Below are 16,701 nucleotides of genomic sequence, written 5' to 3' on the forward strand. Positions count from 1 at the left end.
ATTTTAAAAATTAAATTTAAAACTATTATAAAGTTTAAATAGTTAAGTATAAATAATATTTTATATTTAAAATTAAATATTTTTAAACCAATTTAAGTCAATAGTAAATTTATTTATTGTAGCTGTTCTACTTTTACATCAGTAAAAAAAACAAATTATTTAAAGATTAAAAGATGAGCAGAGCATTATTACGTAGAGAACAAGCAATCTCTTTTGTAAAAGAAGAATTTTCGAAAGGATTACAAAAAGAATTAAACATTATTCCAGTTTCTGGACCATTGGTAGTATTGGATGGAACGGGTATTAATGATGATTTGAATAGTATCGAAAGACCTGTAAAGTTCCCTATAAAATCTTTGAATGATAAAAATGCGGTGGTTGTACATTCTTTAGCAAAATGGAAACGTATCCGTTTGAAAGAATTAGAAATAGAACCAGGCGAAGGAATTATAACAGATATGCGCGCTTTGCGTCCAGACGAAGATTATTCTCCAATTCATTCTATTTATGTTGATCAGTGGGATTGGGAAAAAGTAATTGTTCCACAAGATCGCCAATTGGATTATCTTTTTTCGACAGTAAAATCGATTTATGAAGTTATTAAACAAACTGAGCAAAATGTAGAAGCAAAATATCCGCAATTGAAAGCTGTTTTACCAGAACAAATTACATTTATTTCGTCTGAAGATTTATTACAAAAGTATCCAACATTTACGCCGAAACAACGTGAAAATGCAATTTGTAAAGAATTTGGAGCTGTTTTTATTTACGGAATTGGAGGAGAATTGAGTAATGGTGAATTACACGATGCACGTGCCGCTGATTATGATGATTGGAGTACAGAAAACAGTGCTGGTTTTAGAGGTCTTAATGGTGATATTTTAGTTTGGAACCCTGTTTTAGAATCTGCTTTCGAGTTATCTTCGATGGGAATTCGTGTGGATAAAAAAGCTTTGACCAAACAATTAGAAATTAGAGATTTTTCGGATCGTAAAAATTTATTATTTCACTCGATGTTGTTAGATGACAAGTTAACAGAATCTATTGGAGGTGGAATTGGACAATCTCGTATGTGTATGTTTATGTTGAAATCTCGACATATTGGTGAAGTACAAGCAAGTATTTGGGACGGAAAAGTAAAAGAAAAATTAAAAGAAGAAAGCATCGAATTATTATAAATGAAAAAGCAGTTTCAAAGTCTTGAAACTGCTATTTTTGTATTTTATATAGAAATTAACAATGTTTATAACTGTTGATAAAGGCTGTTAATTTGTTTTAATTCAGATATTTAATATGTTTTATAATTGTTGATTAAGAAATACGTTCGTTTTTCTTCGAAATAAAACTATCATAGAATTTTTTGAAACCATGATGATTAATCAAATAGAAATATTTAGGAAATAATCGATTCAATTCGTATTGAATTTGTCGAGGAAATTTAGACTTTCTTAAACTGCGATCAATCTGAATTTGCGTTTCTACTGGAGCTGGTTTAACAAGCGATGGAAGAAGGTTGTAAATTCTCAAATCAAATTCCCAAGCATGCTGTAAATCACAATCAATAGGACGTTGAATTGTAGGAAGCGGCGTTTTAATTTTATTTAGAAATTTTTCTGCTGCTTTTCTTGTCCAAATGGCTGCAATTGTTGTGATTGGAATACTCGTTCCACAAGCTGCAATTATATATTTTTGGTCAACATCAGCTATTTTGATATGTTTTCGTTTTCCATTAAACAACTTCAAAACATCCCAATGATCTTTTACTTTTAAATCATTATATTGATTCATTGCTTTTTCTACAGCAGATTTAAAATCATTAACCAAAATAGCATCATCTTCTATAATTAAAGCAAAATCATTTTCAGAAGCCAAAAAAGTTTCTAGCGTTTTCACATGACTCAAATAACAACCAATTTCTCCAGGAACTAAATCGCGGTCATATTTATTTTTTACTTTATAGGTTGACGAATCCAAAGTTTTGGCATCTACAGCAGAAATTCTTTCGTAAGTAATCTCACATTTTTCGAATTCTTTTTGCATCAATTCAAGCCGATCCGTAGCTCGATCAAGGTTAATCAAGTAGGTTTGGTATAATGGTTTAGTTTTCATTCAATTAATTATCAATGCAAAAATAGTTTTTTTGGCTCAATTTTCGCAATAAATCAAAACGTTACAAGTAATCTTATCCTTTCCATAACATAGAATTGGCTGTAAATTGTTATTTTAGAAAAAGGATATATTACCTTTGCAGTGGTTATGTTGTTTATTAACATCTTATTAATAGTTATTAAAAATAATTTGATAATCAAATAATTAAGATGTTTATTTATTAACTATTTTAAAATAAATCTCTAAAAAACAAGAAGAGATTTGACAGAAAACAAATTATGCCAAGAAGAAATTTTAAAAATACAAAGGCGAAAAAAGACAAAAACATAACAAAGTTTACGAAGTCTATCATCGAAGTTTTATTTCAAAATCCGAATAAACCTTTAAATTATAAACAAATTGCAGCAGCTTTAAACCTAACAAATCGAATTGATACAGAATTATTGATTAAGAATTTGAATGTTTTATTAGCTGACAAAAAGATTTCTGAAGTAGAAAGAGGAAAATACAAAATCAATGCAACCAATGATTATATGGTTGGGATTGCGGATTTGACTTCTTCGGGAAGCGCTTATATTATGATTGATGGTCTTGAACAAGATGTCTTTGTACAAAAAGGAAAAACGCGAAATGCTTTAATGGGCGATACGGTTCGCGTATATGTTTATCCAAAAAAACATGCCAATCAATCGAGAGCAGAAGGAGAAATTGTAGAAATTATCGAGCGTAATAAAACTGAATTTACAGGAATTTTCGAGTTAGGAAAGAATGGAAATTTTGGTTTTGTAACGATGCAAAATGGTAACCACGATTTCTTTATTCCGAAAGAGAAAATTAAAAATGCTCAACCAGGAGAAAAAGTTGTGGTTCGATTAACAAACTGGCCAGAAGGATCTAATTCACCATTTGGTGAAATCACGCAAATTTTGGGTAGTCCAGACGATACGGATGTAGAAATTCATGCAATTTTGTTAGAATACGATTTGCCAGCTCAATTTCCAGAGGAAGTTGAAGAAGAAGCAAATCAGTTGGATACTTCGATAGATGAAGCCGAGGCAGCTCGTCGTAGAGATATGCGAAATATAACGACATTTACAATCGATCCGAAAGATGCAAAAGATTTTGATGATGCTTTATCAATACGAAAATTAGAGAACGGTAACTGGGAAATTGGTGTTCACATTGCTGATGTTACGCATTATGTTCGTCCAGGTTCGTTGATCGAGCAAGAAGCATACAAGCGTGCAACTTCTGTTTATTTGGTGGATAGAGTAGTGCCAATGTTGCCAGAAGTGTTGTCGAATGTTGCGTGTTCTTTGCGTCCAAACGAAGATAAATATACGTTTTCGGGAGTTTTTGAAATGGATGATAATGCGAAGATTGTAAAAACATGGTTTGGTCGGACAGTAACGCATTCGGACAGACGTTTTACTTATGAAGAAGCGCAAGAAATTATCGAAGGAAAAGATGGAGATTTTAAAGATGAAATTTTGACTTTAGATCGTTTAGCAAAAACAATGCGTCAAAAGCGTATGAAATATGGAGCGGTTAATTTTGATAAAGTTGAAGTAAAATTCGATTTAGATCAAACGCATAATCCGCAAGGAATTTTCTTCAAAATTTCGAAAGATTCGAATAAATTGATTGAAGAATTCATGTTATTATGTAACAAAAAAGTTTCTGAATTCATTAGTTTAGATAAACATGGAAAAGAGAATGCGAACACTTATATTTATCGTGTTCACGATGATCCAAATCCAGATAAATTATTAGACTTAAAGAATTTTATTCGCCAATTTGGGTATGAATTAGAGATTGGAGATCGTAAAACAACTATCAATTCTATGAATAAGTTGTTAGCAGAAGTGAAAGGAAAACCAGAAGAAAATATGGTTGAAACTTTGGCAATGCGAACAATGGCGAAAGCAAAATATACAACAGAGAATATAGGACATTACGGTTTAGCGTTCGATTACTACACGCATTTTACATCGCCAATTCGTCGTTATCCAGATATGATTGCGCACCGTTTGTTGCAAGATTATTTAGATGGTAAAAAATCTCCTGCAGCGGCTGTTTACGAAGACAAAGCAAAACATTGTTCATCTCGCGAAAAAATTGCTGCAGAAGCAGAACGAGAGTCAATCAAATATATGCAAGTAAAATATATGGAGCAATTTGTTGGCGAAACTTTTGATGCTTTTATTACAGGTGTACAAGATTATGGAATCTTTGTTGAAATTCCAGAAACGCGTTGCGAAGGTTTGATTCGTTCTCGTGCTATGAAAGGTGATCATTTTGTTTTTGACGAAAAAAATCATGCTTTAATAGGTAAACGCACACGTGTTAAATATCAGTTAGGAAGTCCGGTTAGAATCAAAGTTTTAAATGCTGATTTAATCAAGAAGCAATTAGATTTTGAATTAGTTGATGCTTAATTTTCATATTTTAGACTTATCTTGCAGACCTTAATTATGTTATGGAAATAATATTTTCGGCCATACTAATAGGTTTTTTGTTAAGTACAATTCTTATTGGACCTGTATTTTTCTTACTTATTGAAACCAGTTTGCGTAGAAGTTGGAAAACCGCTGTAGTCCTAGATTTGGGAGTTATTGCAGCTGATATTTTGTGTATTGCAGCAGCCTATTACGGAAGTAAAGATTTTACAGATTATGTGACCAATCATCCAAAGTTTTACCGCATTTATATCATTGCAGGTTTCTTTGTATTGATTTACGGAATTTTCATGTATTTCTCTAAACCAAAGCTACATATAGAAGGCGAAGCAGGATTTGTAAGCAACAATTATTTGAGAACGTTTATCAATGGATTCATCATGAATTTGTTGAATATTGGTGTCATTGTTTTTTGGTTTGTAATTGTCTCTTCAATTATGATCCAATATCCAAATCCAAGCGATTTTATGCTTTACATGGGAGTTGTTTTGACCACCTATTTTGTAATCGATTTGGGAAAAATATTTTTGGCAGGAAAACTTCAAAAACGTTTTACCGATCAAAAAGTATTTATGGTGCGAAAAGGAGTTGGTATTTGTCTTTTAGTCTTTGGATTAATCATTATCTTAAAAGGTTTCGGATTCTTTAAAGAAATTGATCAAAAGATAGAGAATCAGCTCATTAATCAAGAACAAACAAGTTAGAAATATAAACTCCCATCAAATTTTTTGATGGGAGTTTTTACTTAACATAAAAGGTGTTATAGTAAGGGTTTAATCATCAACTTCTTTATATACAATAATATTTCTTATAATTTTATTACTGTAATAATTTTTCTCTTCAGATGTAAAAATATCTTTACTACGATCATTATAGTATTTTATATCACTTTTTGGCAATTCCCCTTTCCATTCTATGACCATAAGAACTATATTATCTTTAAATGAATTCTGAGGTAATTCAAATTTAAAACGACTTGCAACAAAATGTTTTATAGATTTACCACTACTAGAAGGTGTTACCGTTTGTATTTTAATTTTATTCATATCATTTAATAAAACAGAAAAAGGTTTTCCTATATAATTCGTTTTATTAATTTCAAATTGTTTGACATAGGCTAAGGTATCTGTTTCTTGTGCACTTATTGTTTGCAATGAAAATAATAATATGATTAATTTTAAGTATTTCAAAACAGAAAAATTATTTGTAAACAAAAATATCTTGTATTATTTTATCTCCATAAAATTCTTTTTCTTCCTCTGTAAAATAAAATTTATTTTTTAGATACAAATATTTCACATCACTATAAGGAATAAAATCTTTCCAAGTAATTAATAATGTAATTGGCCTTCTAAAACTATTCTCTTTATCTGCAAATTTAAATTGAGAGTTTTTTACATTATTTTTATTAGGAAGTGGTGTAAACCAAACAGTTTTTGGTTTTATTTTCTTCATGTCATTTAGTAAAACAGAAAAAGGTTTACCTATATAACTCGCTTTGTTAGTTTCAAACTGCTTTATATAGTTTAAAGTGTCTAATTGTTTTTGTTGAGAAAAGCTAATAATACTCATAAGTAAGACTATTAGCAAAAAGGTTTTTTTATATAATGTTTTCATATTTTTGTTATTTTAAATTACAATTTTCTGATTCGGAAAATTCACTTTTTCCACTTCCTTGCTCTTTTGATTCATTAACAAAAGTGGAGTTAAAGTTTCCTTCACTGTCTTGTTTACTAATCCCAACACCCATATTATGTTTATTAGCGACAAAACTCATTGCTAAAAAATAAGCTTCATCATCTGATTTTCCATTAGCAAGAAAATTATTATAAGCATCAGTATAGTCTCTATATACAGAGGTGCCTTCTTTCCATCCTGAACCATTTAAATATGTGTCTTTAGGAAAATTCTGCTGAAATCTAATGAAATTATGATAATTAATTATAGATAAAACATAAACATCTCCATTAAAGGAAGTCGTGTACCAAAAAGAAAAACTAGGACTGTTCATATTTGCACCAGATAAAGTATAAAAATCTCCAGGCGAAGGTGTCGCGTAATACCCTTTTGTATGACTATGGACTCCGCCTAATATGTTATATGTATCACTTTGACCAACACTTATATTACCAGTATTACCAACATTTCCCTCAATAATAGGACTAGTTTTAATAAGTCCAGATTTATTATATTTTGCAAATATGAAATATTTTTCTTTCTCATCTAAAGGTAGTCCTTCTTTTAATTTATTTAGAATTTCCTTTACTTCAGGGTTTTCTAGATAATCTTTTGCTGTTAAATTATTTATTAGAAGTTCTAAACAAGGATTAAGCATAGGGGGAAGACCTCCACCACCGCTACCGCCAATATCATTATATATACAATCTACAAATTGATCACATCCTCCACCTGGATTCACAGGAGGGTTTGTTTGACAACCAACACAACCACCACTTGAACCACCACCACCTATGATAATAACATCATCTAATTCACATACATCATCACCATAGCCACATAAATCACTATTAGATTTATTGTTAATGGAATGATTAATTTGTCTGTCAAATTTTTCTTGAAATAATTTAACATTCTTAACGTACAATTCACTATCTTTTTTTACATAACGGAAAAATACATTGGTTCCGTTATCGGTATAACTTGCTATTAATAAATCTTCAACAGAATTATTCTTAATTTTAGGGTACATTACCCAAATGTCTCCATTTTCCTCAAAAATTGTTTGTGAATGTAATCGATTTTCAATATAAAAATCTCTACTTTCTATAATAATATTTTGTCGAGAATTCTTTTTATGTTCGACAATGTTAGTAGTGTTCACAAGACCAGAAATATTAGTCTTGTGAATACTGTCATACTTTTGTAATAAAACAGCAAAACCGTTTGCGTAATCAATAGTAGACTTACTGCTTTTCCCTCGAATACTTGAAGATTGGGAAAAAGTAACAAATGTGTTTTTTTCTTCTTTTCTCTGTGTTGTTTCAATTAGTTGATCATCAGTTGTACAACTGCTAATGACAAACAAACAAAAAATAAACATCAGTAGGTACTTTAGAGGGTGTTTATTCATAAATTTTAGTGTTTAATAATGCACTAAAATACAATAAATTATAAGAAAACCAAATAAATCTAACTTAACATAATGTTAATTATACACCTTTTTGAAATGAGTTAAATTATTGATTTTAAAGCAGTGCCGTTTTAGATAAATAATTCTACAATTAGGAATACTTTGTAACGCGCATTTTACCGTTGAAACAGCATATCCAAAGCAGACAAATCTTACTTCAATAACGACTTCCCAGAATCCTTATAATTCCATGTTTTTACTTTCATCAAATCAGCAATTGTAGAGGCAATTTGATTGAGATAAGTTTGTTTCTGTTTGAATTTTTTAGGATTAATCCCATTTCCAATCATCAAAATAAAACCTTCGTCTGATCCAGGAATTTCATCATAATGTTCTGGCCATTGTTTTCCATTTCCACGTCCGTGATCAGTTGTTACAATAATAGTTGTTTGATCTTTATAGAATGGATCGCTTTGTACATAATTCCATAATTCCTCAATCATTCTATCATTGCGATTTATTGAAGTAATATATTGATCGTAATCTTCATCATGTCCGTAATCATCAGCTTCTCCATAACCAATAAAAAGTAATTTTGGCTTTTGATTTTTCATCGCTTCTAACGCAAATTCGTGCGTAAAAATATCAAATCTTGTTGCCCACCATTGTTTTGGTGTTTCTAATTGAAAACGTTCGATAAGCAATTCTCGTTCAGATTTGTTTTGATTAAAACTATCTTGATATCCAGCATTTACAAACAATTTAGAACGTTCTTGATTGAAAATATTTGTATACATTCTCCAGCTTCCAAAAGCCATTACCTTATTGTTTAAATTCTTTTGTTGATTTGCAATTTCAAAAACTGAAACATTAGGATTCGGAATATCTTTGTTATTTTTAATTCGCTCATCATCAGCTTTTCCTGTAATAATTTCGTTGTATCCAGGATAAGACCATAATCTTTTGTTGGTCAAATTAACAAAGTTTTGTTCATCACGATTTCCTAAAATAACTCCTTTTTCTTTAATCGTTTTCCATGTAAATGGCATCAATAATTCGCGGCGTTTTATAGAATCTTCTGTCCAATATTTTTCATTAGTTTGAACAATAAGTGAGTTGTATTTTTTATTATTTAAAATTGATTTTTCAACTCCACGGAAAACTTCTTTCCAACGAACACCATCCAACGTAACCAAAATAACTTTCGGTTCTTGAGCAAATAAAAAATTTGAGAATAAGGCAAGAATAAGAAATGTATACTTCATGTGATTATAATTTCTTATAAAAATAGGAAAAGCATCGATATGATGCTTTTAAAAGTATTATTTTTCTAATTTATTGACGATTTGTTGATAAACATCTTCGGCACTCAAATTTTGAAAATAATCATAATTTTGAAACTTTTTTGGATCTTTTCCAAAGATAGAAGTTGGACGAATTTTCATCGTTTCGTCTTGTATCACATCATTCATAGATTGTCCATAACCTAAAAATCCAGCAAATGGATGCGTTCCACCCCAAATAGAAATTGTGCGTGTTCCCATCAACGAGGCTAAATGCATATTTGCGCTATCCATCGAAATCATTACTTCTAATTTGGCAATAGCTTGTAATTCTTCTTCAAAAGAGATTGTTCCAGCTAAAGATTTGATGTTTGGATTGAAATTTTCCCATGTTTTTAATTCATCAATTTCAGCTTTTCCACCGCCAAATAAATAAATTTTGTACCCATTTTTAGCTAATTTCGTCGCTACGATTTTCATCTTTTCGATTGGATACATTTTACTTGTGAAGGCTGCAAAAGGAGCAATTCCAATTGATTTTGGTTCCTTAATCGATTTTGGTTCGATTTTATGCTTTAAATTGACGTTAAAACCAAGTTGACGTAAAACATCAGCATAGCGTTCAGTTGTTAATTTTAATTGCTTAAAAACGCGATTTTCTTGATTGACTAAAGCTCTTTTCTCTGTACGACCTTTGTCTAAAGTGGCCGTTTTTGTTCCGTTAAGTTTGAATAAAGTTGTAATTACTTTTGATCGGATTACATTATGAAAATCAGCTACATAATCAAAATTATATTGTTTTAATTCTTTGTATAATTTGAACAAACTAAAAAAGCTTTTGTAGTCTTTGTTCAAATCAACCGAAATGAATTTAATTTGAGGAAATTGCTTGAAAATATTTCCCATAAAAGGGCGGGAAGCAACATAGACTTCGATATTAGGATTTTGCTCAATAAACTCTTGTAAAACAGGAGCAATCATTGTGACATCACCTAACGCAGAGAAACGTAAAACCAATAATTTTTTATGATTCGCTTTCTTCATTATGTCTATTGTTAATTTCTTTTGCAACCATTTTCATTTGTTTTTCGAATTCTAATTTTGAGGCTTCAAAATATTGATCTGAATTTTCGGCATGTTTCGCAATTTTACGTAACGATTTTCGGTCACTTTTTATAAAAATTTCTCCAACTTTTGATGCTTCTTCATACGAAAAACCATATTTCATCAAGATTTGTCTTCCTACGTAAACTGACGAGAAAAAGTTTTCGCGATACACTTCGTTTAAACCATCTTTCAGATAATTATATGCATAACTACGATTCTTTGCACGAACAATAATTTCGAGATTCGGAAAGTTTTTACGAACAATATAAACTAATTTTTGATTAATTTCTGGCGGATCCAAAGCAGCTACAAAATATTTTGCATGTTCAGCACCAGCCGATTTTAGTAAGTTAACATTTGTTGCATCGCCATAAAAAACATTAAAACCCTGCTTGCGCATTTTCTCTACACGCTCACTATCATTAACCAAAACAATCGATTTTATTCCAGTGCTTTTCAAGACACGACTAATTGTGTTTCCAAAATCACCAAAACCAGCAATAATTATTTCACCTTCTGCTGAATGTGGATTTATTTTATCGTTTTCAATGATTGTTTTTACTTTTGTTTTTACACCAAAATATTTTAGAATTAATTTTTCATTTAAGACTAAAAGTAATGGTGTTATTACCATTGTTATCGCTGTTGTAGCTAACATCAAATCGTACCATTCTTTGTTTAGAATATCTAAATTTCGAGTCAATGATAAGATAACGAAAGCAAATTCTCCGACTTGTGATAAAAGCAAAATGAACAACCATTTTTGATCAAAATCAAATTTATGTTTGATTCCAATAAACCATAAAACCAATGATTTTATTAACATTATTCCAAATGTTAATCCAAGAATCATAAAAGGTTTATCTGCAATTAATTTGAAGTTAATCGTTGATCCAACAGCAATAAAAAAGATTCCTAATAATAATGATTTGAATGGCTCAATGTCACTTTCTAATTGATGTTTATATTCGTTATTCGCCAAAACAACACCAGCAATAAATGCTCCCAAGGCAGGAGAAATTCCAACTTTTTGCATCAAAATTGAAACTCCAATGACTAAAAGTAGGGCAGAAGCGGTGTAAATTTCTCGAACTTGTAATTGTCCAACATACTTGAAATAAGGTGTAATAATGTATATTGCAATCACATAAATAAATGTAATTGCACCAAGAATAACCAAGGTTTTCATGAACGCTGGTCCACCAACTAACAAACTTTTAGAATCATCTCCAATGGACTGAATCAAGGAATCTCCAACTAAAAGTGGAATAATTGCTAAGATCGGAATTACCATAATATCTTGATACAACAAGACTGAAAAAGTCGATTTACCTATGCTTGTTTTGGTCAATCCTTTTTCGCTAAGTGTTTGCATAATAATGGCTGTTGAAGACATGGTTATTGCAAAAGCTATAGAAACAGCCAAAGAAAAATCCATTTTCAAGGCAAACATTCCGACTAAAGTTGCAATAATTATCGTCCCCAAAACTTGCATTCCACCAAGGTTGATGATTTTATTTTTCATCTTCCAGAATTCCTTTGGATCAAGTTCTAATCCGACCAAAAAAAGCATCATTACTACACCAAATTCTGTGGCGTGCATAATGTCTGTTCCGTCATTGCCAACAAATTTCAGCACATAAGGTCCAATTAAAACTCCAGCGATTAAGTAACCCAAAACCGAACCCATTCCTAATTTTTTGGAAATAGGAACGCAGATTACAGCGGAAAAAAGAAAAATAAATGCTTGGCCTAAAAAGTCGTTCATTATTTTATAAGGTTGATTAGATGATGCGTCTAACTATTATTTTGTTTTGATTGAAATGCAATTGCATAAAATTTGAATTGTTTTATCATCGCCAATAATCCGTTTGCACGTGTTGGAGATAAAAATTCTGATAAACCAATTTCGTTGATAAAATCTGTATCCGATTCTAAAATATCTTTTGGCGTTTGATGATTGTACATTCTCACCAATAATGCCGCAATTCCTTTTGGTAAAATAGCATTAGAATCAGCTTTAAATTCGATTGTATCACCGTCCAATTCTGCATCTAACCAAACAGAAGATTGACAACCTTTTATGATTTTATCATCTGTTTTTGCTTCTTCTGGTAAATTATTTAAGCTTTTTCCTAACTCGATCAAATATTCGTAGCGTTGTTCCCAATCATCAAAAAATGAGAATTCGTCTACTATTTCGTTTTGAATTTCTTTAATTTTCATATGACAAAGTTAGAAAGTTTTTGATAGTTTTTCCTCAAAAAAAGACGTTAAATAGCTTGATTCTTTTAGATTTCTTATTTTTGTGTTTTGATAAATTTCAATTCCCAAAAAATGAAGTACACTTTCATTGTTAATCCAAATTCTGGAAACGCAAAACACGATATTTCGCTCGATTTTTTACAATCAAAATTTGATTCTTCAGACGAAATTGTTTTGAAAGAAACTGCTTATCAATTTCATGCAAAAGAATTGGTGAAGGAGGCGATTGCAGAAAATTCGGATGTTATTGTTGCATGCGGTGGTGATGGGACAATCAATGAAGTGGCGAGTGCTTTGGTGAAAAAAAATATTCCGTTGGGAATAATTCCTGCTGGATCTGGAAATGGTTTGGCAACAAATCTTAATATTCCGAAAGATGCTAACAAAGCGATTGAAATTATCAAATCAAATGCTATTCACAAAATTGATGTTGGTAGAGTAGAGGACAAGTATTTTTTTAGCAATTTAGGTTTTGGGATTGATGCAGAAGTCATCAAAACGTATGAAGAGAATCAAAAGCGTACGATTACTGGATATGTTGATGCTTCTGTGAAAACCTTGTTGAATTATAAATCGAAATTGTTTCGTCTTTATATAGATGATGTAATTATCGAGAAGAGTTTTTATTATCTTTTCTGTTCTAATTCTAACATTGCTGGTTATGGGATCTCTTTTACACCCAAAGCTGATTTGTCTGATGGTGAATTGGATTTATTGATGATAGAAGATTTAGATGTTTTCGAGCAGTTTTATTTTTCGGTATTGGTTTTAGCCAAAAAGATTGATTTTTTGAACAAAGCAAAGTATCGAAAAGTTAAGAAATTTAAGATTGAAAGTTTAGATCATAATCCGATTACGTATCAGCTTGATGGAGAGATTCATAAAACCGATTCACTTCAAGTAAAAGTTAAGGTATTACCAAATGCTTTAAAAATCATTTTTTAAACCTTAATTATCTATTTAATTAACAATATAAATTGTACATTTTCAATCAATTAAAATGTTATTAACGTAGTTATAAACGATTTGTTTGTAACCAATTTCATCATCAATTTATTTATTAATCTTCGCATTCGTTGTAACTTTGATTAAAATTTTTGCAATGAATACGCCTTATAAAATTTTAGCAATCGATTCTAATCATGAATGTCTGAATAATGGACTTCGCGAAGTAGGTTTTATTGTTGATGAAGATTATACTTCGCCCAAAGAAATCATCGAACAAAAGATCAATGAATATGATGGAATGATTGTAAGGAGTAGATTTCCAATTGATAAAGATTTTTTAGCAAAAGCAACGAATTTAAAGTTTATTGGTAGAGTAGGGGCAGGCTTGGAGAATATTGACGAAGAGTTTGCAGCCGAAAATAACATTGTTTTATTCAATTCTCCCGAAGGAAACCGAGATTCTGTTGGTGAACATGCGATTGGTATGTTGTTGATGTTGATGCATCATTTGCGCAGAGCTGATAACGAAGTTCGTAATGGAATTTGGAAACGTGAAGAAAATCGTGGTGATGAATTGAAGGGAAAAACGGTTGGAATTATTGGTTATGGAAATATGGGAAATGCTTTTGCGAGACGTTTGCAGGGTTTTGAAGTTAATGTGATTTGTTATGATATTTTGCCAAATAAAGGAAATGAATTTGCGAAGCAAGTTTCGTTAGAAGAAATTTTTGAACAAGCTGATGTTGTAAGTTTACATACGCCGCAAACACCAGAAACGATGCAAATGATTAATGCAGAATTTATTTCTAACTTTAAAAAAACATTTTATTTTGTGAATACAGCGCGTGGTAAATCTGTTGTGACAAAAGATTTGGTTGAAGCAATGAAAACAGGAAAAATTTTAGGAGTAGCTTTAGATGTTTTAGAATTTGAAAAATCGAGTTTTGAGAAATTAGTTGCATCTGATTTACCAGAAGAATTTCAGTATTTAATTCAAGCAGATAATGTTGTTTTGGCGCCACATATTGCAGGTTGGACGCATCAAAGTAAAGTGAAATTAGCAGAGTTTATTCGTGATAAAATAATTGATTGGAAGAATAATCAGTAATGATTAATTGATATAAACTAAAAAGGTTCCGAAACTTCGGAACCTTTTTTCATTTTGTAAGTTTTTTGTAAACTTTATACAAAATAACTGCTACTATAATAACAAGAACGATTTGGAGTAGAATCCAAAGTATAACATTAAATGTTGATTCGCCTGAAATTGATAGCATATATATGTCTCATGTGTTAACTGAATGCTAAAATATAAATTATTTTTAACATTTTGTTAATAATTTAAAAAAAGTTTTATTCATCTTCTAGGTGTGTTAATTGATAACTTATCACATGTCAATAGATAAGTTTTTTTTGCACCCTAAATTTGTATAAAAATAAATTACTATGAATTACCAAATATTTAAATCAGAATCAAGAGGTGGAGGAAATCATGGGTGGTTAGACTCTAAACATTCTTACAGTTTTGCAAATTATTACGATCCAGCTCGTATTCATTTTGGAGCTTTGCGTGTCGTAAATGATGATATAATTACCGGAGGAATGGGATTTGGAAAACATCCTCATGATAATATGGAGATTATTACAATTCCTACAAAAGGAGGAATTTCTCACGAAGATTCAATGGGAACTGGTTCTGTAATTGAGTCTGGGGATGTACAAGTAATGAGCGCTGGTACGGGAGTTTTTCATAGTGAAATGAATGCTTATGAAAACCAAGAAGGACATTTTTTTCAGATTTGGATTATTCCAAATAAAATGAATGTTGAGCCTCGTTATCAACAAATTTCTGTTCGTGAAGTAGCAAAAGAAAATGAATTATATCAAGTTCTTTCTCCAAATGCAGATGATCAAGGAGTTTGGATTCATCAAGATGCATGGATTTTTTTAGGAAATTATACAGAAGATAAACAAGAAATATACAAAGTACAAAAAGAAGGAAATGGCGTTTTCTTTATGGTTGTGGAAGGAGAAGTTGAATTTGATGGAAACAAATTAGGACGAAGAGATGTCATCGAGATTAAAGATACAAACGAGTTTTCGTTTAATGTAGCAAAAGATTCTCGCTTGATGTTAATCGAAGTTCCTATGGATATTTAGAATTTTTTTCAAGTTTTAGTTGTTTTATATATAGAGCAGATTTCAGAAATGGAATTTGCTTTTTTTTGTTAAAAAATACCATTATCAACACAAGTATTTAGTATATTTACTGCTTATAAAACTTTAACTCAAAACGTATTAATCTATACTATATGAAACGTTTATTCATCATTGCCTCTTTCGCTTTAATGATTATCAGTTGTAAAAATGATAACATTGAAATTGATTCTACATCTGCGCAAACTTTTAGTGAAACGGTAGACAAAATTTCGAAGGCTTTGCCTGTTATGCAACAAGATAAATTTAAGGAAGCTTTACAGATTATTTTCGAGTATAACACAAGTCAATCAATGGATAATGAATCGCGTTGGGGAATTGTGCGTACGTTGTTAGATGGAAAAACGGTAGATGAGGTTTTTGATATTGCTGAAAAAGTCGCGTTACAAAATAAATTTACATGGAATAGAAATCAAGTTCCTTTGGTGAATGGAATTCCAAAATCAGGTGCAATTGAAACTGTAGAAACGCCTGCTGAACCGACTTCTAATGTACAACGTTTCGATTTTAGTTTAAAACAAGATGATACAGGAATCTCAATTTCTCCTTTTTTCTACAATGCACAAGGAGAGGAAATTCAGTTGGATAAAGCTGTAACGGCAACGATAGAAGTGTTTAATTCAGGTAGTATTGTGTACACATTTCGTTCTACAATTGATCCAAATTCTATGGATGATTTGTACAGAAAAAATACAATTAATATTAAATATTCGTCATTAGATGCTTCTAAAATTAAGAGTGATCGATTAGATATTTTGGTTCGAATTCCGAATTCTGAACGATATTTAACGAATCGTAAAGCGATAAAAGTTCCGTTGAATTTAGTTGGTGCTGCTGAGGTTGTAGATTCTCTTTTGGTTGAAAGTACGCCTGCACATGTAAGTAAAGAAGCTGGAATGGTAAAATCTCTTTCGAATCGTTTTATGACAAATTTATCAAAGAAAAATTATTCTGGTGCTTTTGCGTTGACAAGAAGTGGCGAATGGAATACTTTCCAAAAATTTTCTTCTGATGAATCAATTAAGAATTTAGAGCAAGCAACAATTAATGATGCAAAAGTGTTAGATGCAGATGAAAAAGTTGCATTGGTTGAAGTGAATGCAAATTTAAAAGACCAATCATCTAAGATATATCAAGTGACTTTAGAAAAGATCAATAATAAATGGTTTGTGGTTAATTTTAAATAATCGTAAACTTATTAAATATAAAAAAAAGCGTTCAA

At 30.7% G+C, this 16,701-nt stretch carries 15 protein-coding genes; 7 read left to right on the plus strand and 8 right to left on the minus strand.

Annotated elements, in window-relative coordinates; all coding sequences use genetic code 11:
* Positions 1 to 173 precede the first annotated feature (173 nt).
* The gene (gene asnA / locus N5E64_RS00135; RefSeq protein WP_280034991.1) at positions 174 to 1,178 is read left to right on the plus strand and encodes an aspartate--ammonia ligase; all 1,005 of its coding nucleotides are present in this window, start codon (positions 174 to 176) and stop codon (positions 1,176 to 1,178) included.
* A 133-nt stretch (positions 1,179 to 1,311) separates the two neighbouring features.
* Here asnA and N5E64_RS00140 read toward each other — a convergent pair whose 3' ends face one another.
* Entirely contained in the window at positions 1,312 to 2,109 is a 798-nt protein-coding gene (locus N5E64_RS00140) for a glycosyltransferase family 25 protein (RefSeq protein ID WP_280034993.1), read from the minus strand.
* Between the two features lie 278 nt (positions 2,110 to 2,387).
* Between N5E64_RS00140 and rnr the strand changes: the two genes are divergently transcribed.
* Positions 2,388 to 4,547 (plus strand): ribonuclease R, encoded by a 2,160-nt coding sequence (gene rnr, locus N5E64_RS00145; protein WP_280034994.1) that lies wholly within the window; start codon positions 2,388 to 2,390, stop codon positions 4,545 to 4,547.
* Between the two features lie 41 nt (positions 4,548 to 4,588).
* Positions 4,589 to 5,272, plus strand: coding sequence for a LysE family translocator (locus N5E64_RS00150; RefSeq protein ID WP_125349109.1), 684 nt, complete (start codon positions 4,589 to 4,591; stop codon positions 5,270 to 5,272).
* A gap of 69 nt (positions 5,273 to 5,341) precedes the next feature.
* Here the strand turns inward: N5E64_RS00150 and N5E64_RS00155 are convergent, their stop codons facing one another.
* From N5E64_RS00155 to N5E64_RS00185, 7 genes are all read right to left on the minus strand, one after another.
* Positions 5,342 to 5,758, minus strand: a complete 417-nt coding sequence (locus N5E64_RS00155) for a hypothetical protein (protein ID WP_280034998.1) — start codon at positions 5,756 to 5,758, stop codon at positions 5,342 to 5,344.
* 10 nt (positions 5,759 to 5,768) lie between these two features.
* Complete coding sequence (locus tag N5E64_RS00160) at positions 5,769 to 6,185, minus strand: hypothetical protein (protein WP_280034999.1); 417 nt, start codon at positions 6,183 to 6,185, stop codon at positions 5,769 to 5,771.
* A gap of 7 nt (positions 6,186 to 6,192) precedes the next feature.
* On the minus strand, positions 6,193 to 7,659 hold the full coding sequence (locus N5E64_RS00165) for a hypothetical protein (RefSeq protein ID WP_280035002.1): 1,467 nt from the start codon (positions 7,657 to 7,659) through the stop codon (positions 6,193 to 6,195).
* Between the two features lie 212 nt (positions 7,660 to 7,871).
* Complete coding sequence (locus N5E64_RS00170; protein ID WP_280035003.1) at positions 7,872 to 8,924, minus strand: alkaline phosphatase family protein; 1,053 nt, start codon at positions 8,922 to 8,924, stop codon at positions 7,872 to 7,874.
* A gap of 57 nt (positions 8,925 to 8,981) precedes the next feature.
* Positions 8,982 to 9,986 (minus strand): glycosyltransferase family 9 protein, encoded by a 1,005-nt coding sequence (locus tag N5E64_RS00175; RefSeq protein ID WP_280035004.1) that lies wholly within the window; start codon positions 9,984 to 9,986, stop codon positions 8,982 to 8,984.
* Entirely contained in the window at positions 9,967 to 11,817 is a 1,851-nt protein-coding gene (locus N5E64_RS00180) for a monovalent cation:proton antiporter-2 (CPA2) family protein (protein ID WP_280035005.1), read from the minus strand. The genes N5E64_RS00175 and N5E64_RS00180 overlap by 20 nt, the downstream gene beginning before the upstream one ends.
* Positions 11,818 to 11,846: 29 nt before the next feature.
* Positions 11,847 to 12,275 carry a SufE family protein gene (locus tag N5E64_RS00185; RefSeq protein WP_280035006.1) on the minus strand — a complete coding sequence of 143 codons (429 nt, stop codon included), beginning with the start codon at positions 12,273 to 12,275 and terminating at the stop codon, positions 11,847 to 11,849.
* A 111-nt stretch (positions 12,276 to 12,386) separates the two neighbouring features.
* Here N5E64_RS00185 and N5E64_RS00190 point away from each other — a divergent pair, with 111 nt between their 5' ends.
* From N5E64_RS00190 to N5E64_RS00205, 4 genes are all read left to right on the plus strand, one after another.
* A complete protein-coding gene (locus N5E64_RS00190; protein WP_125349113.1) occupies positions 12,387 to 13,259 on the plus strand; it encodes a diacylglycerol kinase family protein in 873 nt (290 codons plus the stop codon).
* Between the two features lie 157 nt (positions 13,260 to 13,416).
* Positions 13,417 to 14,370, plus strand: coding sequence for a 2-hydroxyacid dehydrogenase (locus tag N5E64_RS00195; protein WP_280035007.1), 954 nt, complete (start codon positions 13,417 to 13,419; stop codon positions 14,368 to 14,370).
* 338 nt (positions 14,371 to 14,708) lie between these two features.
* Positions 14,709 to 15,422, plus strand: coding sequence for a pirin family protein (locus tag N5E64_RS00200; RefSeq protein WP_280035008.1), 714 nt, complete (start codon positions 14,709 to 14,711; stop codon positions 15,420 to 15,422).
* A 152-nt stretch (positions 15,423 to 15,574) separates the two neighbouring features.
* Positions 15,575 to 16,666, plus strand: coding sequence for a hypothetical protein (locus tag N5E64_RS00205; protein ID WP_280035010.1), 1,092 nt, complete (start codon positions 15,575 to 15,577; stop codon positions 16,664 to 16,666).
* Positions 16,667 to 16,701: the final 35 nt, after the last annotated feature.

The sequence above is a fragment of the Empedobacter sp. GD03739 genome, from assembly GCF_029843245.1.
Lineage (GTDB): Bacteria > Bacteroidota > Bacteroidia > Flavobacteriales > Weeksellaceae > Empedobacter > Empedobacter falsenii_B.